General features: G+C 58.5%; 21 protein-coding genes. 11 read left to right on the top strand and 10 right to left on the bottom strand.

Annotated elements, in window-relative coordinates; genetic code table 11:
- Window positions 1-302 precede the first annotated feature (302 nt).
- Window positions 303-545, bottom strand: a complete 243-nt coding sequence (locus ACXX83_RS08510; protein WP_126045545.1) for a hypothetical protein — start codon at window positions 543-545, stop codon at window positions 303-305.
- Window positions 546-583: 38 nt separating this feature from the next.
- Window positions 584-1,657, bottom strand: a complete 1,074-nt coding sequence (locus ACXX83_RS08505) for an NAD(P)-dependent alcohol dehydrogenase (protein WP_217838123.1) — start codon at window positions 1,655-1,657, stop codon at window positions 584-586.
- A 264-nt stretch (window positions 1,658-1,921) separates the two neighbouring features.
- On the opposite strand from ACXX83_RS08505, the gene ACXX83_RS08500 reads away from it, so the two are divergent.
- Window positions 1,922-2,842, top strand: a complete 921-nt coding sequence (locus ACXX83_RS08500) for a universal stress protein (RefSeq protein WP_458548117.1) — start codon at window positions 1,922-1,924, stop codon at window positions 2,840-2,842.
- Between the two features lie 21 nt (window positions 2,843-2,863).
- On the opposite strand, the gene ACXX83_RS08495 is transcribed toward ACXX83_RS08500, so the two are convergent.
- From ACXX83_RS08495 to ACXX83_RS08485, 3 genes are all read right to left on the bottom strand, one after another.
- Entirely contained in the window at window positions 2,864-4,063 is a 1,200-nt protein-coding gene (locus ACXX83_RS08495; RefSeq protein WP_458548116.1) for a patatin-like phospholipase family protein, read from the bottom strand.
- 315 nt (window positions 4,064-4,378) lie between these two features.
- Window positions 4,379-4,660, bottom strand: coding sequence for a hypothetical protein (locus ACXX83_RS08490; protein WP_217838120.1), 282 nt, complete (start codon window positions 4,658-4,660; stop codon window positions 4,379-4,381).
- Between the two features lie 598 nt (window positions 4,661-5,258).
- Complete coding sequence (locus ACXX83_RS08485; protein WP_458548115.1) at window positions 5,259-7,394, bottom strand: calcium-binding protein; 2,136 nt, start codon at window positions 7,392-7,394, stop codon at window positions 5,259-5,261.
- A 499-nt stretch (window positions 7,395-7,893) separates the two neighbouring features.
- On the opposite strand from ACXX83_RS08485, the gene ACXX83_RS08480 reads away from it, so the two are divergent.
- From ACXX83_RS08480 to ACXX83_RS08460, 5 genes are all read left to right on the top strand, one after another.
- A complete protein-coding gene (locus ACXX83_RS08480; RefSeq protein WP_458548114.1) occupies window positions 7,894-9,000 on the top strand; it encodes an acyltransferase family protein in 1,107 nt (368 codons plus the stop codon).
- Between the two features lie 268 nt (window positions 9,001-9,268).
- Window positions 9,269-9,829 (top strand): lipid-binding SYLF domain-containing protein, encoded by a 561-nt coding sequence (locus ACXX83_RS08475; RefSeq protein ID WP_458548113.1) that lies wholly within the window; start codon window positions 9,269-9,271, stop codon window positions 9,827-9,829.
- Window positions 9,830-10,061: 232 nt separating this feature from the next.
- Window positions 10,062-11,276 carry a sodium/glutamate symporter gene (gltS, locus tag ACXX83_RS08470; RefSeq protein WP_458548112.1) on the top strand — a complete coding sequence of 405 codons (1,215 nt, stop codon included), beginning with the start codon at window positions 10,062-10,064 and terminating at the stop codon, window positions 11,274-11,276.
- Window positions 11,277-11,391: 115 nt separating this feature from the next.
- A complete protein-coding gene (locus tag ACXX83_RS08465) occupies window positions 11,392-12,207 on the top strand; it encodes an AraC family transcriptional regulator (RefSeq protein ID WP_458548111.1) in 816 nt (271 codons plus the stop codon).
- A 62-nt stretch (window positions 12,208-12,269) separates the two neighbouring features.
- Window positions 12,270-13,391: a threonine aldolase family protein gene (locus tag ACXX83_RS08460; protein ID WP_458548110.1), complete on the top strand. Its 1,122-nt coding sequence runs from the start codon at window positions 12,270-12,272 to the stop codon at window positions 13,389-13,391.
- 79 nt (window positions 13,392-13,470) lie between these two features.
- On the opposite strand, the gene ACXX83_RS08455 is transcribed toward ACXX83_RS08460, so the two are convergent.
- The 4 genes from ACXX83_RS08455 to ACXX83_RS08440 all read right to left on the bottom strand — a co-directional run bounded on the left by ACXX83_RS08455 (window position 13,471) and on the right by ACXX83_RS08440 (window position 16,053).
- Complete coding sequence (locus tag ACXX83_RS08455; RefSeq protein ID WP_015094817.1) at window positions 13,471-13,728, bottom strand: Atu4866 domain-containing protein; 258 nt, start codon at window positions 13,726-13,728, stop codon at window positions 13,471-13,473.
- Between the two features lie 15 nt (window positions 13,729-13,743).
- Window positions 13,744-14,481 (bottom strand): SDR family oxidoreductase, encoded by a 738-nt coding sequence (locus ACXX83_RS08450; RefSeq protein WP_458548109.1) that lies wholly within the window; start codon window positions 14,479-14,481, stop codon window positions 13,744-13,746.
- Between the two features lie 132 nt (window positions 14,482-14,613).
- On the bottom strand, window positions 14,614-15,537 hold the full coding sequence (locus tag ACXX83_RS08445) for an NADP-dependent oxidoreductase (protein WP_458548108.1): 924 nt from the start codon (window positions 15,535-15,537) through the stop codon (window positions 14,614-14,616).
- Between the two features lie 75 nt (window positions 15,538-15,612).
- Window positions 15,613-16,053, bottom strand: coding sequence for a DoxX family protein (locus ACXX83_RS08440; protein ID WP_458548107.1), 441 nt, complete (start codon window positions 16,051-16,053; stop codon window positions 15,613-15,615).
- Window positions 16,054-16,207: 154 nt separating this feature from the next.
- On the opposite strand from ACXX83_RS08440, the gene ACXX83_RS08435 reads away from it, so the two are divergent.
- Window positions 16,208-17,110 (top strand): helix-turn-helix domain-containing protein, encoded by a 903-nt coding sequence (locus tag ACXX83_RS08435; protein ID WP_458548106.1) that lies wholly within the window; start codon window positions 16,208-16,210, stop codon window positions 17,108-17,110.
- A 44-nt stretch (window positions 17,111-17,154) separates the two neighbouring features.
- Here the strand turns inward: ACXX83_RS08435 and ACXX83_RS08430 are convergent, their stop codons facing one another.
- Complete coding sequence (locus ACXX83_RS08430; protein WP_458548105.1) at window positions 17,155-17,919, bottom strand: SDR family NAD(P)-dependent oxidoreductase; 765 nt, start codon at window positions 17,917-17,919, stop codon at window positions 17,155-17,157.
- A gap of 246 nt (window positions 17,920-18,165) precedes the next feature.
- On the opposite strand from ACXX83_RS08430, the gene ACXX83_RS08425 reads away from it, so the two are divergent.
- The 4 genes from ACXX83_RS08425 to ACXX83_RS08410 all read left to right on the top strand — a co-directional run bounded on the left by ACXX83_RS08425 (window position 18,166) and on the right by ACXX83_RS08410 (window position 21,949).
- A complete protein-coding gene (locus tag ACXX83_RS08425; protein ID WP_217838107.1) occupies window positions 18,166-19,083 on the top strand; it encodes a LysR family transcriptional regulator in 918 nt (305 codons plus the stop codon).
- 141 nt (window positions 19,084-19,224) lie between these two features.
- Window positions 19,225-19,644: a nuclear transport factor 2 family protein gene (locus ACXX83_RS08420; RefSeq protein WP_126045534.1), complete on the top strand. Its 420-nt coding sequence runs from the start codon at window positions 19,225-19,227 to the stop codon at window positions 19,642-19,644.
- A gap of 105 nt (window positions 19,645-19,749) precedes the next feature.
- Window positions 19,750-20,049 carry a hypothetical protein gene (locus ACXX83_RS08415; protein ID WP_458548104.1) on the top strand — a complete coding sequence of 100 codons (300 nt, stop codon included), beginning with the start codon at window positions 19,750-19,752 and terminating at the stop codon, window positions 20,047-20,049.
- A 160-nt stretch (window positions 20,050-20,209) separates the two neighbouring features.
- A complete protein-coding gene (locus ACXX83_RS08410) occupies window positions 20,210-21,949 on the top strand; it encodes a dipeptidase (protein ID WP_458548103.1) in 1,740 nt (579 codons plus the stop codon).
- The last annotated feature ends 220 nt before the right edge of the window (window positions 21,950-22,169 follow it).

Here is a 22,169-nt window from a genome sequence, read left to right as displayed (position 1 = left end):
TCAGTTGCGTACGCGATATCCATCAGAACAGCCCCATTCCCGTCCTCAACGCCAGGGTCAGCAACACCTGGCCCGGAATCAAGTAAACGGCGAAGCGGCGCCCGCCGCTGACCCAACAACGCCTTAATGGCGAACGTCCGTAAACCGGCACAAGCTCGGGTTTCGCCCTGACCCTTGTGCCGTTGGAGTTCAAGACCGATGAGCATGCCAACCCCCAGCGCTGCGGCTGCGCCTGTCAGCCCAATGGCTCCGTTCATTGGATCGTCATCTGGTTGAACTGCGCCCCGCACTGGTCCACGTTGTTACTCCACGCGGTCGACGCAGACCCGCTTGCCATTGGAGTAAGCCGTTTGACGGTCAGGCATCGGTCTTGTGCCGTCTGCCCGGCAGGTAACACTTGGCCAGACATGTGGCGCCTCGATACGCGCCTTGAGTTGGCCAACAAACGCCTGTGCTTCTCCCAGCGTGTAGAAGTTCACTTGCAAGGCATCCATGCACACGACCCAGCAATGGCTTGCCGGTCTTTCCGTGATATCAATGATCATAGAGACCTCCGTACAGCTTCGAGTAAACGAGGACACCCTCACGGGGTGATCGCGACCTTCATCACTCCGTCCCGTTGGTGCGCAAACAATTCATAAGCCGCTTCAATATCATCGAGTTTGAAACGGTGGGTCACCAGCGGCGACAGGTCCACTCCACCGCTTTGCACCACTGCCATCAAGCGACGCATGCGCTCTTTCCCGCCCGGACACAGTGAGGTGACAATGCTGTAGTCCCCCAGCCCTGCGGCAAAGGCGTCCAGGGGAATGCGCAGATCGCTGGAGTAAACACCGAGGCTGGACAGTCGACCACCCGGACGAAGTACGCGCAGGGCAGATTCGAAAGTGCCCTGGGTACCCAGTGCCTCGATGGACACATCGACACCGCGACCATCGGTAAGCGCCATGATCTGCTCGACTACGTTACCGTCCTTGAAGTTGACCACATGGGTCGCTCCCAATTGTCGTGCGACAGTCATCCGCTCGGCCACGGCATCCACGCCAATGATCGTCGTCGCGCCTTTGAGGCGCGCACCCGCGACCGCACACAGGCCGATGGGGCCAAGGGCAAACACGGCAACGGTATCGCCGATATTCACCTCGCCTCGTTCGGCCCCCGAAAACCCGGTAGACATGATGTCCGGGCACATCAGAACTTGCTCGTCACTGAGCTCGTCAGGAATCGGGCATAAATTGGCAAGGGCGTCCGGTACCAGCACGTACTCGGCCTGGCAGCCATCGATGATGTTGCCGAACTTCCAGCCGCCGGTTGCGCGAAAGCCATGGCGGGTGTCTGGTCCGTCTTGGGAGCCGCAGCCACACAGGCAGGCATAACTTTGCCCGCTGGGCGTGATGGCACCGGCAATCACCCGTTGCCCTTCGATAAAACCGCGTACCTGCGACCCCAGCCGCTCAATGACGCCCACCGGCTCGTGGCCCACGGTCAACCCTTTGGCCACAGGGTATTCACCGCGCAGGATGTGTACGTCGGTGCCACAAATAGTTGTGGTGGTGATACGGATCAATGCGTCCAGCGGTCCGACTTCAGGGACGGGCTTGTCTTCCAGTACGATTCGGTTCTTTTCGACGAAAACAGCCGCTCTCATGGTTGCCATGGTGATCCTCCTTTTCTTATGTAAGCCAAGGTCTGTAAGAGCCCAAAGACTGCGCCGGGGAGACGGATGAAAGATTGATAATGGTCAACAATTTGGTCATGGGTTGAAGCCTGGATTACCGCACGTCGGGCAATACGATCCTTTCCCTTCGATTTGACAAAGATCAAACCCGGCGCTCTGAACAGTGGCAGGCTAGGTTCAAGGCTTCACTGCCCAATAACACCGCAGCCATCGGGGCAAGCGATTACCTACCGGAGATCTGTCATGTCCGATCAATTACGCTTCATGCTGGTCGTTTCGCCGTTGATGGAAAACAGCCCCGCCTTCGACCGGGCCGCTGCCTTGGCCAAGGCTTCAGGTGCTGCCCTGCACATCGTGGCGTTCGATTATCTTGAAGGGCTGGCGACTGCAGGAATGGTCAATGGACAGGCGCTGGAACAGATGCGGCTGGGCTATGTCGAGCGCCATCGTCAGTGGCTCGAAGACCAGGCCCGCCCCCTACGCAAGATCGGTGTGCACGTCACCACGGAAGTCGTCTGGGTCGAAAGGCCCTTGCAGGAAATCCTCATTCATCTCAAAGAACAGCCAATGGCCGTATTGATCAAGGCGCTGGAACACGAATCGCTGCTGTCACGCCTGATGTTTACGCCATTGGATATCCACCTGCTACGTGAATGCCCGGTGCCCCTGCATTTTGTCAGTCATTCGCACAACACTTTACCGCGCAAGATCGTCGCCGCCGTTGACCCTTTTCATTCTGATGAGCAATACGAAGGCTTCAACGACAGTATTCTGCGCGAGGCCTCCAAACTGGCGAGCACCTGTAATGCAGAACTGGACGTGATCTACGCCCATGACCTTTCCAGCATCAGTGCGGACGAATTCGGTTTCAGCAATGGATCGGCGTTTTTCTCCTCGGGAAAAGCCAAGTCGCTGTTCGAGGCGCAGGCTGATGCGTTTCGCGAACTTTCTGAGCGCAACGGTATTCCGCCGGCGCACCAGCACATGATCATGGGCAATCCGGTCAAGGTGCTTTCCAGCTACGCGCAGACTTATGACATCGATGTGATTGTCATGGGTCGCATTGGTCATCGCGGCATGGAGCGGCTGGTTGGCAGTACGGTGGAACATCTGCTGTACAAGTTGCCCTGCAGCGTGTGGGTGGTTTCCCCGGAAAAAATCTGAATGTTCGATGACGCGCTTGTTTCATCGTTTAGCGTTTTCCAGGTACGGCAATTTATGCCACGGATAGCCCTTCGCGCTGAGTTGAAAGGCGTAATCGAATAAACGCTTCATGTACTCGCCATCGAATTTCCGATCGTGCGCAAAGTTAAAGTCGGAGCCAATGTACGCAAGATTGAAATCCGCCCCATCCTGTTGCGCCATACGGTAGATGCGCTCCAGATCGCTGATCCCCTGGGTTTGAATCAAGGCACTGATGGCTCGACCGCCGATGCTCAATGTGCGGCGCTTGGTCCCGGACCACTGTGGCTCCAGTGTCCCGTTACGAATGACATAGAAATGGCGGTCGAATCGCAACGGTGCTCCGGTGGCTTTGCTCAGCGCCATCACGGTGCTGGGTGGGTAAAGAAACACTTGGGTGATAACCCCTCCGTCCACGTGCATTTCCTGGAACTGTTTGCCGTCCACGTCCACATCAATCATGACGGGTGAGACTGCACCGGGAATGCTCATTGACGCGAGCATGATGTTGCGAAAGAGGTCGAGCGCTCCCGGTGCCTGGCTTGCAGCAATCGCGCCCATGTTCCAGGTGACTGGCCGGCCGGAATCAAGGTCTGTTGTGCCGATCAGCAGGATTCGTCCTTTGGCGTACTCCGTCGCAATTGCCTCAAGAGTCTGTGCCGTGACGTATTTTGCGATGAGCCGCGACAGTGGCTTGCTGTCCGCTATACCGTCGCTGGCAAAACGGGTTAATACGTTTCGCGAATGAAAAATGTCTTTGGGACCGATTGCGTTGGAGACATACCGAATCACGCCGTCGTAATCGGACCCCAGGTAAGCGAACGGGGCGACCAAGGCACCCGCGCTAATGCCTGTGACGACCTTGAACCGGGGGCGAGTCCCATGCGTCGTCCATCCCGCAATCAATCCCGCTGCGAAAGCGCCCGCATCGCCGCCACCGGAAACCGCCAGCATATTGGCCAGCGGAAGGATATGGTTCGGCTTCCCGGCCTTGGCGAGCACCTCGCTCTCACGCTTGTTGGACTGAACCGCATCCTCAATGAAAGGCGTCAGGTCGTGGTCCAGCCTGTAGCGAGCATTGGGAATGCCCGGGATGACCGCTTTTTCCGTCAAGGTTGGCGGAACAGCGTCACGACGTGGCAGACACGCTTGAAGAAACATGTCCAGAGTTGAGGCGCCTGGTCTGAGCGGGAATGGTTTCAAAGCGCGTCTCCAGCCCTTGCCGTCGTCAGCAAGCGCTCATCATCGCCGAGAGAGTCCCTCCCCCGGCTGCTCAAGTTGACCACACGCCAGCCCCGCCTGCGGCACTTCATTCGAACGCCGGGCTGCTCATTCTGCGCTCCTTTACCTGATAAAAAAACTCATTGGCCGCGCGCGCCAGGTTTTATGCGAAAGCTGTTGGGCTCACCAGGTTGTAATATTCAACAAGCCGGGTTGGAGCGCCGAATGAAAGAGCATGGCTTCAATAACCAGCAGAAGATGTATCAGAACTTCTAGCTCACGAGTGACAACCCACTACTAGAACAGGACGTGGTATTTATTACTGGCGATATTCAGTGTTGCCATAACCCTGACAGAACTATCGGCGTAGAACTTCCGGACAATACCGTCATATACACAAAGTACAACCCCTTCACCCGACACGTATGAACTACCGTTATCCACCAACTTCAAATTGTGCACGCCGTAACTACGAGTGATATCTGGCTTGAGTTCGTCGCAAATGGCCAGGTGATCAGGTTCGCCAGCAATGGCGATAAGGGGTGCAAGCAGGGTCAACAGGATGAGTGACTTTTTCACTTTGGCTCGCCTTAACGCACATTTAGTTTGAATCTGACAGGCTCGACATTCAGCAATACTGCAGGCACAACAGCACATGAATATATATTTACACCCGGGTGTCGGAGCAAATGCAAGATACCCGTTATTAGCTGCCTTAAAGCTCATGACGCCGGATGGTAGTTTTGGCTTGACTACCTGTCAATATGCGATATCTGCTAGATTTTTATGCAGTATCGGATCCCGTCAAATGCAAAAACCGACTGTTTAACTATTGGAACATCAATAATAAAACCGACAAGCCAACCAGGTTAATACTGAGCTTCAATCGTTAAGATCAGCGATATGCAAGGCACCCAAGTTATCTCGCGCTTGCAACCGGTCCGGTGGTGCCGCTCAGCAGCTGTCGCAGGTGCTCATCGAGAAGCGTGCTACCCGAGCTCGTGGGCAAGTTCGATGAGAATGCCTTCGGGGCCCCGGATGTCGATGTCTTCTACAACGATGCCGATGTTATCCATGCGCTTGACCGTCATGATGTCTCCCTCGCGCCTGAAGGGGCTCGACGCCCGGCCTGAGGCATGCCCACGCCCTCCCCCTGGCGTGAGCATGCGGCGATCACTCAGGTAAAGGCGAAGTCCGACTCGGTGATGGCGGCCTGTGGCACGCCGCTCAAGGTGATGGTTCCCACCTCCGGCTGGCCCGTGACGCTGATGACGGCCTCGCCGAACTGCTCTGCAACGGTGAGGTTGGCGAAGGTCAGACCGCTGGCGCTCAGGTCGATCAGGTCAGTGCCGTCCTCGAAGTCGGCGATGGTGTCCGTTCCCCAGAGGGCACCGAACTGGAACCTGTCCGCATCGAGGCCGGGTTCGAACTGGGCGCTGCCGACCATGAAGTCATCCGCCGCGCTGCCCACCAGCCGGTCGTCCCCGGTGCCACCAATCATGAAGGCGCCTACGCTGCCCGATTGCAGCGTGTCGTTGCCTTCATTGCCCTCAAGGGTCGTCTGGAAGGCGAACTCGGCACTGCTGCCGATCACCAGGTCGTTGCCGGCTCCGCCGAAGGCACTGCCAAAATCCTCGATGGTGAGTGTGTCGTTACCCTCGCCGCCGAACAGATTATCCAGGCCAGTGCCGCTGAGCAGCACGTCGTCCCCCGTACCGCCATCGAGCAGGTCCTCTCCTGCCTCGCCGAACAACTGGTCGTTGCCGCCGAGGCCGAAGATCTTGTCGTCGCCATCGGTGCCGACGATGATGTCGTTGCCATCGGTGCCCGCCGTGACGAACTCGGTATTGTTACCGAAGTCGCCCACTGTGAAGTTGTTGACGCCAAGGAACTTCGCCGTGAAGTCGGTGCTGTCGAGCTGGCCGTTGTCATCGTTGTCCGCTATCAGCCAGGTGTTGCCCTGGCGGACCGTGTAGAACAGGTCGGTGATGCCGTTGCCGCCACCGACCAGTACCGCGCCAAGCTGTGGATTGAGCGTGACCTGGCCACGAAACACGAACTCATCGTTCAGCTCGAGCGTATCGCCCCCGGCCACACCTGCACCCTGGAAGTCCTGGACCGTATCGAAGGTCGCGAAGGTCGAGCTCGGGTTGAACGAGGCAAGGAAGAACTCGAACTCGTCATTGCCGGCACCGCCGTTCAACTGGTCTGCCCCGGCGTCGCCTTCGAGCGCGTCGTCACCATTGCCGCCGAACAGCTGGTCGTTGCCGGCATCGCCGAACAGTTCGTCGTTACCGTCCTCGCCGAAGATCTGGTCGTTACCCTCACCGCCAAAGAAGTCGTCGTTACCGACACCACCGAACAACTGGTCGTTACCGGCATCGCCGTCGAGGGTATCGTTGCCGGCACCGCCATTGACGATATCAGTGCCGTTGCCGCCGGAAAGCGTCGTGTCATTGCCTGCGCCACCGTCAATGATGTCGTTGCCGTCGCCCCCGGTGATGAGGTCGCGGTCATCGCCGCCGTTGAGGATGTCATTGCCCAGCCCCCCGGTAAGCCGGTCGATTCCCGCGCCACCGTTGAGGATGTCGTTGCCGGCGCCGCCGTCGACGATGTCATTGCCGTTGCCGGCGTTGACCACGTCGTTGCCACCGAGCGCCAGGATCGTATCGGCGTCCTGGGTGCCGTTGATCACGTCACCGCCCTCGGTGCCACGCACGACGAAGGCCGTGGTACCGAAATCGGCTCTTGTGAGGTTGTGCTGTCCCGTCAGCTCTACGGAGAAGTCACTGGCGTCGAGCACGCCATTGTCGTTGGAATCCGCGAACAGCAGCGTGCTGGCGGCACCTACGGCATAGAACACCTCGGTAAAGCCGTTGCCGCCGAAACCGAGCGAAGCGCCCAGTGTTGGCACCGTGGGGCGAGCCCCCTCGAAAACCAGGCGGTTGCTCGCGGAGAGAAGCAGGTTGTCACCACCGGCAACGCCGGCCCCCTGGAAGTCGGTCACCGTGTCGCGGGCCAGGGAAGTGGAATCCGCGCCAATGCCGACGAACCAGTTGAAAGCGTCATTATCCGCGCCCCCGGTCAGGGTATCGGCACCGACACTGCCCGTGAGACTGTCGAGTCCGGCGCCACCGCGAAGGAGGTCATCGCCGTCACCACCGACGAGTTGATCGTTGCCGTCCCCCCCTTCTATCGTGTCGTTGCCTCCGTCACCCAGGATAAAGTCGTCGCCACCCAGGCCGAAGATCTGATCATCCTCCGGGTTGCCAAATATGAAGTCGCCTTGTTCAGTCCCATTGATAACAGCCATGGTACTACCCTCCATTAAAGGAAATGGTACGCGTTAACTGCGTTACAGCGGGTTGGGGAAATTAGACAAGCCCAAGGGGTCACAAGTGCGCCATTTCGGCCTTACCGTTTATCGCGAATGCAGACGGGTGTTCTGGAGCCTTTGCCAACCTTCCAACGTCGCCACATGGCTGGTTCGGGGGTTCCAGGGCAGGAGGGTTTGAAAAGCTGCGATCCCCCGGTGACGGGAAGAAACATTAGGAAACACTAAAGGTTTCCCCTGCGTGAACTTTTGACAAGAGCTCTACCGCATACCTGCTCACTTTTTCAACGCACGATTTGACGCCGACCAGTGGTGCAAAAAGTGGTATGAAATTCGCTCATTTCCGACGTCATCATGATTATCAGTAACAAGCACAAATCGACATAATGGCCAATTGTAGGCATTGTACCAAAGCTGTGATTTAATCGCCGCCCTCCCTGCAGGCTCGACCTGCCAGACAACCGCAATGGAGTGCTTGATGCGCGCCGCACACATACAAAACCTGACCGGGCTACGGGGATTCGCCGCCTTGTCAGTTCTGCTGCTTCACATTCGATACGGGGATCTCGCCAATGCCTACGGTGGCCTGGCATTTCTCTTCCAGACGAGAGGCCTCGGGGTAGATATATTCTTCATCCTCTCCGGTTTCATTCTGGCTTATGTCCACGGCAAAGACTTTGCAGACGGCCTTCGCCCTAAAGAAGCTATCAGTTTCTGGGTGGCCAGGCTTGCCCGGATCTACCCGGTGCATTTGTTTATGCTGGTCATTACAGCGTTCATTCTGCCGATGCATCGTTTGTATGAATGGTCGCCTGTCGATACCGCCTACACTTTCTACGCGAACCTGTTTCTGGTGCATGCGTGGGGCGTAACCCCCAACCTGACGTTCAATCAGCCGTCCTGGTCGATCAGTTGCGAGTGGGCGGCCTACCTGACCTTTCCGTTCGTCGCCTACCTCACAAGAAAGTGGGGAAAGATTTCGTTCTCACTCCTCTTGATCGGCCTGGCACTTTATGCGCCCTTCCTGCAACCGAACTTGCTTGCCAATGGCATCTGGACCATCAAGTGCATCTTCTACTTTGTTGCCGGGTACTGCACCTATCAGGTATGCCATGACCTGCCGGACTCCAGACTCTGGAGAGTCACCGCAATCGCAATTGCCCCTCTGATCCTACTGATGTTCTGGGCAACCAGCATCCAGTACTACTTCGACATGGTTTTCCCGTTCCTCGTGATCGTGATGATTGCCAGCCTGTTCCGTGCAGGACCGATTTGGGCTTATTCCAACCCGGTGTCGGTTTACCTTGGGAAAATCAGTTTCAGCCTCTACATGTGTCACATCATGGTGTTGTTCGTAGAGCGCAAGATGTTTGGCATGATGGATCTCAAGTATGAGATTCCCCTGATCCTGGCCTTCTCGATGTTCCTCTATCACTGCATTGAAGAGCCGGCGCGGAAAGTGATCCGCCTGGTTTCCGAAGGTCGTCACCGCGAACTTCCGCAAAAAAGCTTCACCGATAGCTACGCATTGCCAACTACGGCAGCGCAGCCGGAACCACAGAAAGAGCGCCAGACTCTGGCGTAATAAAAGAAGGCCCGCCCAATCAGCGGGCCTTTTTTTATTCGACAAAAACCCAAAGAAAGGCCTGGCGAACGAACACCACCATGACGCAGTGGTCACAACATCTGATGGCATCGCAAATGACAGGTGGTCAAGAACCTGCTTCATACAAAAGCAATGCTTGAATTCACACATTTCAGGGTGCGCCGGATAACCTCAGCGGGTTCGGATCCTGCCTCACGCAGGCGCCTGCCGCTGCTCTCATCCAATGCTCCCTCAGCGGAGTATGCAAATGACTCAATCAATGCGGTTCCTCCTCTCGTTCTTCCTCGCCACTGCAACATTGGCATCGACCGGTTTCCTGAACACTGCAGGAGCGGCCACCGCCGAGGATCTGAATGCCGATGCCAAACAAGCCTTGCAATTGCTTTACAAGGCCCATCCTTTTGCCGAAAAAATCTCGCACGAAGCCAAAGCGGTGCTGGTTTTCCCGAAAATCATCAAGGCGGGCCTTGTGTTCGGTGGCAGCTACGGCGAAGGCGTCCTGATGAAAGGCGCCACAGTCGACAATTACTACAACTCCGTCAGCGGTTCATGGGGGCTGCAGGCCGGCGCCCAGTCGTACGGCTATGCGGTTTTCCTGATGACCGATAAAGCCGTGAAATACATAGCCGAAACCAAGGGCTGGGAAATCGGTGTGGGGCCAACGGTTGTCGTGGTTGATGAAGGGGTGGCGAAGAACCTGTCCAGCTCGACGCTGAAAGACGACGCCTACGCGTTCATCTTCGACCAGCAAGGGCTAATGGCGGGGGTCAGTATCGAGGGAACGAAGATTTCCCTGATCAAGCGCTAAGCCGCGCTGTTGGATTGACCATCGCAAGCGTGATGGCAGCCTATGCCAATACTGGTGGGTTTTCCCATTCAGGCTAGGCTGTCCTCACTGCTGGCGCACAGGCGTAGCTGATGATCGGAGCTATCTGGCGAGCAAGGCTGGAAGTGGCTGTATCGACCATTCATTGATCCAGGTCCAAACATTGAATGACCGGATCCTGATAATGATTTTTCAGTTTTCAGGTGGGCCTTAAATGACTTCACAGCTCTTCCAGGTTCACGGCCTCGTGAGCTTTACCCTTGCCATTCTCCTGCTTTTCCTCGGCAAAACCCTCGTCCAGCACAACGCCTTTCTCCGTCAATACTGTATCCCCGAATCGGTCGTCGGCGGCTTCGTCTGTGCGGCGGTGACGTCCTTGCTCTACTTCGGCCTGAATATCCAGGTCGAATTCGACCTGCAGGTTCGCGACACCCTGCTGCTCTATTTCTTCGCCGGCATTGGCTTGAAATCGGACATGCGCCAACTGCTCAAGGGCGGGCGCCCGTTGCTGATCCTGTTGTTACTCGCCGCCGCGTTCATTCTCCTGCAGAACTCGCTGGGCATGGGTGTGGCCCAGGCCTTTGGGCTTGATCCCAAGGCGGGCCTGATGGTGGGCTCCATTTCCCTCACGGGCGGAGTGGGCACCACCCTGGCCTGGGCACCGCTTTTCGTCGAGAAACTGGGCATCAGTAACGCCCATGAACTGGGCATCGCCAGCAACACCGTCGGCCTGATTGCCGCTTGTGTTATCGGCGGCCCTATCGCCAACCGACTGATAGATCGTTACCGACTGACGCCGTCCAGGGATGCGGAGCTGGAAGTCGGCATTCTCGAGCAACAACCGAGCAAGGCGCTGGACTACTACGACGTGCTCTGGGCGTGGATGTGGCTCAACCTGACCCTGATGCTCGGCTATGGACTCAACTTGCTGCTGGTCGATGCCGGCGTCACCCTGCCCAAATTTGTCAGCTGCCTGTTCGCGGGCATCGTCATTCACCACCTTGTGCTGGCCTTTGTGGGTGATCAACGCCTGAAAAGCTGGAGCGGCGCCAGCCTGGGTCTGTCGCTGATCTCCGATATCTGCCTGGGCATGTTTTTGACCATGGCCCTGATGGGGCTTCAGCTATGGCAGCTCAGCGGCGCGCTGTTGTTCATTCTGTGTGCGTTGACCCTGCAAATTCTGCTGACGGTCGCCTATACGTATTTTGTGGTCTTCCGCTTCATGGGGCGCGATTACGAAGCCAGCGTGATTGCTTCCGGATTCGGCGGGATCGCCCTCGGCTCCACGGCGACAGCCATCGTCAACATGTCGACCGTGACACAGAAGTACGGCGCGGCGCACCAGGCTTTCCTGATCGTGCCACTGGTGTGTGGTTTTTTCATTGACCTGGTCAATGCCGTGATCATCAGCCTGTTCAGTGGCCTGTAGCGACCGCGGGTGCCTCAGTAACCACCTCCGTTACTGGCACCCCATGGATCTAAACCGCGTGAGCACCTAGACTTTGTGCGCCCCTGCCCTCCTTGCCGATTGTTGAACGGGTCCCATGACTGAGCATGCCAAGTACCATCACGTACCCGAAGTACCAGGCCTGGTGTTGGGTTCCGCACGTTTTGCGGATGTCGGTTTCGATCGCCATTACCACCTCGATTTCCACATTGGCTTTGTCACCGAAGGCATCCAGCGTCATCGTTCGAAAGGCGAGTCATTTCTTTTGGGGCCGGGACGTATTGCCCTGATGCCACCGGGTGAAATTCACGATGGTGCGTCTGAAGGTGGCGGCACCTATACACTCAAGACGTTCCGCCTGTCGCAGGCACTGATCGCGGGCATGGCCGAGGAGATCAGCGGTCAACCGAGAGAACTTGAGTTGACCAGTGTGTTGCTGGAAGACCCGCGGCTTGTCGGCAACCTGCGCGGCCTGCACGAAGCGATGCAGCAGGCCGTTGGACCTGGCAGCCTAGCGCTGCAGACGCAATGGTTCACCCTGCTTGAACGCCTGTTGTGCCAGTCACGGACAATCACGCCCGAAAGCATTCCCGGATCGCTCTCAGCCCTGCAATGGTCCCGCGTCAGGGACTATTGCTTCAGTCACATCGATCAGCGAATCACGCTCGATGATCTTGCCGGACTGTGCGGTCTGGGCCGATTCCCGTTCCTCAAGCAGTTCAAGCGGACCATCGGCATGACGCCGCATGCGTGGCTGCTTCGGCTGCGTCTGGAACGGGCGTGTGGCCTGCTATCGCGCAGCGGGCAACCGATCATCGATGTCGCCCACGCCGTCGGCTTTTACGATCAGAGCCATTTCAACCGCGCCTTTCGCCAGGCATTCGGCGTCGCACCCTCGCGCTACAGGACTTAGGGCGTCGACCATCAGGCGAGCGTCAATTTTTTACAAGCGCGACAACCGTCCCTCTCCCTAGGATGCGCCAATCCAGGCGAAACACCTTCGCCTGCGCAGCCGAGAATTCGATGATGAACGGTGAAACAAACAGACCGCCCGCCCTGGGTTTTTCAAGTGACAACATCGCAGGCGCATCGCCTGAGGTGGCACACGCCATGGTGAAACACAGCACGGGCCAGGCGGGCCCCTATGGCAGCGACGAGCTGACGGCGCGGGTCCAGCGCAAATTCTGCGAGATCTTCGAGCGCGATGTGGAGGTCCTTCTCGTGCCCACCGGCACCGCCGCCAACGGCCTGTGCCTGAGCGCGATGACGCCACCCTGGGGCAACATCTATTGCCATCCCGCCAGTCACATCAACAACGACGAATGTGGCGCGCCGGAGTTCTTCTCCAACGGCGCGAAGCTGATGATCATCGACGGCCCGTCGGCCAAGCTGGACATCACCCGACTGCGTGAGCGCACCCGCGAAAAACTGGGTGACGTGCACACGACCCAGCCCGCTTGCGTCAGCATCACCCAGGCCACCGAAGTCGGCAGCCTCTACACCCTGGACGAAATCGCGGCTATCGGTGAGGTCTGCAAGTCGGCTTCCCTTGGGTTCCATATGGATGGGTCCCGATTCGCCAACGCCCTGGTATCCCTGGATTGCTCGGCGGCAGAGATGACCTGGAAGGCCGGCGTGGATGCCCTGTCGTTTGGCGCCACCAAGAATGGCGTGCTGGCGGCGGAAGCCATCGTCCTGTTCAACACCTCGCTCGCCACCGAAATGAGGTACCGCCGCAAGCGTGCAGGTCACCTCTTCTCCAAAATGCGTTTTCTTTCGGCGCAGATAGATGCGTACCTGAGCGATGATCTCTGGCTGCGCAATGCCCGCAAGGCCAACGATGCCGCCCAGCGCCTGGCGCAGGGGCTTGCCGGGCTGAGCGGCGTTGAAGTGCTGGGCGGCACCGAGGCGAATATCCTGTTCTGTCGGCTGGACTCTGCCGTGATCGATGCACTGCTGAAGGCCGGGTTCGTCTTCTACCATGATCGCTGGGGCCCCAACATCGTGCGTTTTGTCACCTCGTTCGCCACCACCGCCGAGGATGTCGATCACCTGTTGAGCCATGTGAGGCGAGTGGTGAGGTCGGTACACGCATAACGGGCGCAATGCTCGATGACGGATGGCGGCGGTGCTCACTCTTTGTCGAATGAGCACCCGCCACTGCGACGTCAGGCGTCTACATCTGGCGATAAAGAATCATGCCCGCGTGGTACAGGATCCCGTCGCGGAACTCCCCGTCAGCCGTGAAGCCGGTGTCATCGACGTACTCGATGTGGTCACCCTCCAGCCAATACTGGCCCTGATAGGCACTTGTCTTGCGGCCCCGGGCTTCATCGTACCGGCCACCCGGCAACAGCTCATGGCGGATGAGCCCGTCTGCCGTGACCCACAGACCGACGTACTTATCCTGATCAGCGGATTTTTTCATCGTCATGTTCAAGTCCTCCGTTCAGAACGCACTGGCGGTCGGGCGGACAATCAGCTCACTGACGTCCACATCGGCAGGCTGTTCAATGGCGTAAGCGATCGCACGAGCGACCGCCATTGCAGGGATGGCGATCTTGCGGAACTCGCGCATCTCGGCCCGCCCGCCTTCATCGGAAATGCTCTCGGCCAATTCGGACTCGGTAACGCCCGGGGAAATCACGGTGACACGGATGTCCCCGCCGACCTCCTGGCGCAAGCCTTCCGAGATGGCGCGCACGGCAAACTTGGTCGCGCAGTAGACCGCCGCCGTCGGGCTGACGGTGTAGGCACCGATCGAGGCGATATTGATGAACTGGCCTGATTGCTGTTTTTGCATCAGCGGCAAACCGGCCGCGATACCGTGCAACACGCCGCGAATATTGACGTCGATCATCCGGTCCCACTCGGAAACTTTCAGCGCCTCGAGTTTCGACAGTGGCATCACCCCGGCATTGTTGACGATCACATCGACCCGGCCATGCAGCTTCAACGCAAAGTCCACAAACCCTTGCATGTCGTCTCGGCGGGTGACATCCAATGCCTGAAAGTGCGCGACTCCACCGCTCGCGTTGATCTCGCCACAGAGTACTTCGAGGCGCTCTGTACGACGCGCCCCGAGTACGACATGCGCCCCCTTGCTGGCTAACAGGCGCGCTGTCGCCTCGCCTATGCCACTGCTCGCGCCCGTGATCAGAACGACTTTTTTCGAGATGTTCGACATGACCTAATCCCTCACTTGAGTGCCTGGTGACGCGAGATCGGTGTCTCGCTGCCAGTCCAGATTAGGGATAACGGCGCTCGGCCAGTTAGTCAGATCCTTCTGACAACTTGCCTGATCCTGTCGGGGAACCCCTTACTTCGTGGCGTCGAGGACAAGCCTGCCCTGTAAATGCCGGCCCATGCTTTTCTCGATCGCCACTTTCGCGTCACTCAACGGGAATGCCTCGACGTCGACCCTGAGGTGTCCCTTGTCGAACAGTTCGGCAATCAGCGAAAGCTGCCGGCCATCGGAGCGGGTGGCAAAGTTGGCGGGGGTCACACCGTAGTCGTTGGCCAGTGACATGTTCGGCAGGCTTACGGGCGATACCAGCACGCCGTGTTTTTTCAGCACCGCAAAGGAACGGGTCTGTGTGTCGCCGCCCACCAGGTCCAGTACCACATCGACACCGGACACCAACTCGTCGAATGCCTGTGTCCTGTAGTCGATGGTGTAATCAGCGCCGAGGTCTTTCAGGTAAGCATGATTATGCGCGGAGGCCGTTGCGTAGACTTCGGCGCCCAGGTACTTGGCAATCTGCACGGCCATGCTACCCACGCCACCGGCCGCGGCGTGGATCAACACTTTCTGCCGACGTTGCACGCCCGCGTGTTCGGTCAGGGCCTGCCAGGCCGTCAGGGCCGTCGCGGGGACAGCGCCGGCCTGCAAGGCACTGAGTGACTTGGGTTTCAGCGCCAGTTTTGCAACCTGGGCGACGGCTTTGGTCGCATAACCTCCGACGATGTTGATGAAGCCAAACACTTCATCGCCAAGGCTGAATTCAGTGACGCCCTGCCCCAGCGCGATCACGGTACCGGCCACTTCAACCCCGGGGGTAAAGGGCAGCGGCAAAGGGATGAACGCTTTCATGGCACCGGAGAGAATCTTCCAGTCAATCGGGTTCACCCCGGCTCCGGCGACATCGATCAGCACTTCACCGACACCGGCCACCGGGTCGGCAATGTCTTCCAGACGTAAAACTTCAGGGCTGCCGTATTCGTACACGCGTATGGCTTTCATGGAGGTCTCGACTATCGAAAAAGAAGGGAGAAGAACATTGCGCTGCGAGGGGCTGGCCTTCGCAGCGCGGGGGTATCAACGACGGCGAGCGTCGAGGCTGAAACGACCGGCACCGAAGGCCACGACCTGCAACAGGCCACCGGCCATCGCGATGTTCTTGAAGAAGTGGATGAACTGGTTTTGATCGCCCAGGGCGTTATGGAAGGCCAGTGCAGTAAACACGCTGAACACAGCCAGCACAGCGGCAACGGTGCGGGTGCGGTAACCGGCGATCAGTGCCAGGCCACCACCGATCTCAACGATGATCGCCAGCGCCAGCGCCAATTGCGGAAGGGGAAGACCTACAGAGCTGATGTAGCCGACCATCATGGCCGGAGCGGCCAGTTTCGAAAAACCGGAGAGGATGAAGATTGCGCTGAGCAGTACGCGGCCGATCAACGAGGCCGAGGCCTGGGTGACGTCGGAATGGCTCTGTTCAGCGGGGGCGGAATGAGCGATGTTTGCGGAAGTCGTCATGAGGCATTTCCTTCAATGGGGGTGCGATTCGACATGAACCGCCCTGTTGAGGAAATGTTGCTCTCGGCCAGCTCATCTGAATAGCCGACTAATTTAGATCATTAGATTCGATAAAATAGACAAGCCAATCACCCCATCGAAAGGGAGCTCAATCGTGCAAACCGCTGAGCGAACGTCTGCAACAGGCCTGGAGGCCCACATTCGCGGTCAGCGCCTGGCCGCCTCCGACGAGGTTTTTTCCAACGATGTGCTGGTGCAGATCTTTACCCGCGAGCGGATCGAGCAAAGCGTTATCGTTCCCGCCGTGGCTGAGCCGCTGATTGTCTGGGTACTTTCCGGGAGCGCCACCATTGAGGAACGGGAGGCTGGCGAAGCGTGGCGGGCGAGTGAAGTGACACAGGGGGATTTTTTCCTCACCACCAGCGCCGTGCCCTACGAAATGCGCTGGCAAGTGACCAGTGTGGAACCCTTTGTGGTGATGCACATTTACCTCGGCCTGCCCCTGCTTGAACGAGCGATCCAGGAAACCGGCAAACACGTCACTGGTTCGATTGGTCTGCGTGAGATATCCGGGGGGCGTGACCAGACTTTATCGTTGTTGTTCGAACAGTTCAGAGTCGAACTGCAATCCCGGGGAGAAACCAGCCCGCTGCTGATGCAAGGCATCGCCCAGTGCATCGCCGTGCACCTGGCGCGCCACTATCTGGATGCGCAAGCCGATAACATCGTTCAGCGCAACGCCCTGCCGGCCTTCAAGCTCAAGCGTGCGGTGACTGCGATGGAGGCGTCGCTGGGCGAGACGTTTTGCCTGGGGGATCTGGCCGACGCAGCCGGGATGAGCGAGTACCACTTCAGCCGCCTGTTCAAACGCACCACGGGGCTTTCACCCTCGCGCTACTTCATCAGGCTGAGAATGACCAAGGCCAGGCAACTGCTGATTGAAACCGACATGAGCATCATCGATGCGGGACTGGAGGTCGGCTACAGCAGCGCCAGCCATTTTTCCCAGGCATTCAAACGGGAGGTCGGCGTTCCGCCCAGTCATTACCGCAAATGAAAACGCGGCACGGCGCTCGCCGTGCCGCAAGTACAACCGGCCAATCAACTGCCCACGGGAATGCTCATGCCGCCATCGGCCATGACCACCGAGCCGACAATGAAACTGGCGCGCTCGGAGGCCAGGAATGCCACGATCTCGGCGATTTCATCGGGCGAAGCGGCACGGCCGATCGGTGCCGACTTTCCGTGCTCCTGCAGGAAGCCCGGGCCGTCTTCCATGAAGTGATTGAGCAGGTTGGTGACCACGTCGCCCACGCCAATCGCATTGACCCGAATGCCGTGCTCTATCGCTTCCAGGGCCTGGGTTCGGGTCAGTTGAGCAAGAGCCCCTTTCGACGCCGTGTAGGCCGCGATGCCCGGGAACGCGAAGTAGGAGGCATAGGACGCGATGTTGACGATGGCGCCTGACTTGCGTTTCATCATTTCCTTCGCCGCTTCACGGGAATGGAGGAACGCACCCGTCACGTTGGTCTCCATCTGCCAGCTCCAGTCCTCGCGCGTCATCTCGACCAGAGGCTTGTAGATGATCCGCCCCGCGTTGTTGACCAGCACATCGAGCTTGCCGAAGTGTTGAACGGCCAGGGCAACTGCTTTTTCCGCCGAGCCATCGACCGTGATGTCGGCCACGAATGGCACCAGGCCCGGGCGCTCGAGGGTGTTCACTTCAGGGTTGATATCTTCGGCAACGACCTTGGCGCCACGGGCATGGAACAGCTCGGCGATGGCACGGCCGATACCACTGGCGGCGCCCGTGACAATCACGACTTTGCCGGCGATTTCGTTGGGGGTAGGCATAAAATCAGTCATTTCGTTTCTCCTTTCCAGAGAGCAGCTGAACCATTCCAGCCGCTGCGCATACGCCGTATGCGGGTGTCGCTTTCGACGACTCAACTGTCGCCGATCACGGTTCGCCACTCTTTAGGAGCCTTGTTCAACCTGTCGCGGTTTTGCGCTTATCTGCCTGGTGTTTCATTTTTTCAGCACACCGGGCAGATGCATGACGCGACAAGTTGTACCGGGATAATATTGGCCATTACGTTCGAGGAAACAGGCATGATCTCTGACCCCGGAACACCGACACTGGACCAGCTGCGCGTGTTCCTGACGGTCGTGGAAGTCGGCAGTTTTGCCGCAGCGGCCAGAAAACTGCACCGGGCCACCTCGGTCGTCAGTTACTCGATCGCCAACCTGGAAATGCAGCTCGGCGTGTCGCTGTTTGACCGTCAGACCACCCGCAAACCCCAGCTCACCGATGCCGGCCGCACCGTGCTGGCCGAAGCCAGGACCATCGCCAACGGTATTCATGGATTACGCGCCAAAGTGAAGGGCCTGCTCCAGGGACTCGAAGCCGAGGTTCACGTGGTACTCGATGTAATGCTTCCGCCCGAACGCGTGGTGGACGCACTCAAATCCTTTCGCGAAGCATTCCCGACCGTTGCCCTGCACTTGCACATGGAAGCCCTCGGCGCCGTCACCGAGCTGGTGATCAACCGTGGCGCGATCATCGGCGTCAGTGGGCCCATGAATGAGGGCATCGACGGTATCGAAAGAATGGGCGTCGGCAGTGTCGAGTTGATTCCGGTGGCCGCCCCCAATCATCCTCTGGCATCGAGCGACTCGAATGTTCCGGGCGCCGGGCGAGAGTTCACGCAACTGGTGCTGTCCGACCGTTCGGTGCTGACCAAGGACAAGGATTTCGCCGTGCTCAGCAACCGCACCTGGCGGCTGGCGGACCTGGGCGCCAAGCACATGCTGCTGCGTGAAGGCATCGGCTGGGGCAACATGCCGGCCCCGATGGTCCAGGAAGATCTGGAGAGCGGCCGACTCGTGCAACTGAACATTCCGGAATACAAAAGCGGTCAATACTCCTTCGACGTCATCTACCGCACGGATGTGCCACCGGGGCCGGCGGCGCGGTGGTTGATTGAACGCTTCGTTCAGCAAGGCTCGGCGCAGGAGGCATTGGCTTGAGGACGGTACTTGTCGATTTTCTGGAACCTGGCGATCGAATTTAACCGGGTTTTTCCGAACAGCGTTCCGTGGGACATTCTTTCGACCAGGCCGTGAGTAGCCGTCACAGCACACCGGCCATCACAACCCCGGAGGCGAAAGATGAACCAGGCTCAAACATTGCTACAGGCGCACTTCGACACTTTTGTCGCCCACCCCGAGAAATGGAAATCGCTGATTTCCGACGACATTGTCTGGGAGCTTCCCTACGCCCCGGGCCTGGGGCATCCGACCCGTTTGTCGGGCCGTGATGAGGTGTTGGGTCATGTCGGCTGGTTTATCGCAGCGGTGCAAGATTTTCGCTTTTACGACCTTCAGATCGATGCCTTGGCCGACCACTCAAAAGCCGTCGCGCAAGTAAAGGCCGAAGGGACAATCAAGACGACGGGCCGAATCTACCGGCAGGCCTACGTTTTGTTCGTCGAAGCCGAGAACGGCAAGCTCAGGTTTATCCGTGAATACTTCGATCCGATCCAGGCAGCCCATGCGCTGGACGAAGAGATCAAGCTGCCGACCCGATGACAAACGGCTGAGGCACAGGAACACTATGGAGCGTGTCCAAGGAGTGCGGCGTCTATACTGAACAGGCACGACCTTGAGCACGCCTCTTGATACAGGGGAACCGCAATGACGGGACATACAGCACGCCAAGGCTCGTCATGGCTCCTGCTTTCCCTGCTCGCCGCCAATCTGGCGCTGCTGGCCGGATGTTCAGGCAAAACCACCACGGCTCGCCCTGCAGCCTCAAGCATTGGCTCAACCTGCTATGCAAAGGCACTTCCCACTGTCGGTGAAGGAGGCCTCGCTTGGGGCAACACCTTGAACATCGCACGCCATAAATCCCTGGCTAATTGCAAACGCTATGCCGGCCGATCGGGTGGCACGCCGGATACCTGCCAGGTGGTGTTGGCGGAATGTAAACACTGAAAGAGCGTTTTTTCGTTTCTGCGTCGCTTTTGCATTTCTGTGCGACAGATCCCACTTCAGGGACTCCCGTTTCACAGGCTCACGGTGTTAGTTTTGAAATGTTTCTGATCAAACGATCAGATATTTCTTACAACCCGCCTGCAAAGGAATGCCCCCAGCAATGGATTTTTCACTCAAGCACCTGGCTGCGACCACCCTGATGCTCGCCAGCCTTTCGTCGTTCACCAGCGTTGCCCACGCCAACATCACACCGCAACAGAGCGCGATCATCCTCAAGACGTTCAATGATGCTTCGGTCAAGGATTTCCGCCAGTTCCTGCAAACCCTGGCCAAGAGCGATGTCGCCAAAACCGACGACCTCGGCCCGGCCATCGGTGCCTTCCTCGACAACAAGGCGCTGTCCGCTGAGCAGCAGAACGAAATCCATCGTTTGCTGGGTCTTTATGCCCGGGTGAAGTACGGCAGCGCGGCCACCGAGACCCTGAAGGAGTTGGTGGCCATTCCGACCGTGCGCGTGGACGGCGTTGACCAGCACGACAATCCCGAATTCCTCAAGATTGCCGAGAAGATCAAGGGCCTCGCCCAGGCGTTCAACCTGAACTTTCGCAACATCGACAACCGCGTCTACGAGATCTCCCTCGAAGGCAAGGGCGATGAAGTCGTCGGCATTCACGCCCATGCCGATGTGGTGCCGGTGACGCCGGAGAACTGGGTTCTGCAGGACGGCACCCGCCTCGATCCGTTCAAGGTCACCCTGGTCGGCGATCGCATGTATGGCCGCGGCACCGAAGATGACAAGAACGGTATCGTGGTGGCGCTCTACGCCATGAAGATCATCAAGGAAGAGCAACTGCCGCTGGCGCGCAACTTCAAGCTGCTGGTCGACACCACCGAAGAAACCAGCGGTGACGCCATCCCCTACTACTTCGAGCGCAACCCGACGCCCAACTACAACCTGGCGCTGGATGGCGGCTACCCGGTGGTGATCGCCGAGAAAGGCTACGGCACCGTCATGGCCAGCTTCGCCAAGCGCTCAGGCGAAGGCAAAGGCGCGCAGATCATTTCGATGACCGGCGGCCTGGCCACCAACCAGATTCCGTCGACATCGGTCGCGACCCTGGTGACCGACAAGCCCGCCGAACTGGCTGCCAGCCTGCAAAAGGCCGGCACTGAGTACGCCATGCAAAATGGCGGCAACTTCGAAGTGGCTGCCAAGGTCGACGGCAAGGACGTCAAACTGACGGTCACCGGCGTTTCCGCCCACTCCTCCGAGCCCGAGTCCGGCGTCAACCCGGTGGCCAGGATGCTCGACTTCATCAATAGCCTCGACGGCAAGGTCGCGCTCAAGCACAACCAGATCACCGACGCCGCCCGCTACGCCGCCGACAACTGGGGGCTGGACTACCTGGGTGGCAAGCTGGGGGTCGGTTTTGCCGATGAGTTCATGGGCCCGCTGACCACTTCCCTGACTTATGTCGGGATGGATGACAAAGCCTTGAAACTCGCCGTCAACCTGCGCGTGCCGAAGGGCAAGACGCCAGAAGCGCTCAAGTCCGAAATCGCCACCAAGCTGGACGCCTGGAGCAAGAAGACCGGGATCGCACCGACCTTCGACCTGTCGATTGCCGAACCGATGTACCGCAACCCCGAGGGTGAATGGGTCAAGGCCCTGCTCGCGGTGGCCAGCGAAAACCTCGGCATGGTACACAAATTCGGCACCTCCGCCGGCGCCACGTCCGTGCATGAACTGCCTAACGGCGTGCAATTCGGCCTGGCCATGCCGGACGTCAAGTACACCGGTCACAACGACAACGAGTTCAAGACGACAGAGCAATTCCTGCTGGACTTGCAGATCGTGACCGAGATGATGGGCCGCATCGGGCAATTGCCGACGCTTTGATCGGTTCTTTCACTGGATTGGACTCGGACGCGGTCCCCTGTGGGAGCTGGCTTGCCAGCGATGGTTGTCAACGATTACGCGTGTTAACCGGATAACCGCGGCGCACTTGAGTCCATCGCCAGCAGGCTGGCTCCTACAGTTTTAGCGTGGCACGGTCCTTTGTGGGAGCTGGCTTGCCAGCGATGGGCGTTAACGATTACGCGGGTGAGCTGGATAAGCG

Source organism: Pseudomonas sp. GNP012 (genome assembly GCF_054343835.1).
This window is presented reverse-complemented; position numbering and strand designations above follow the sequence as displayed.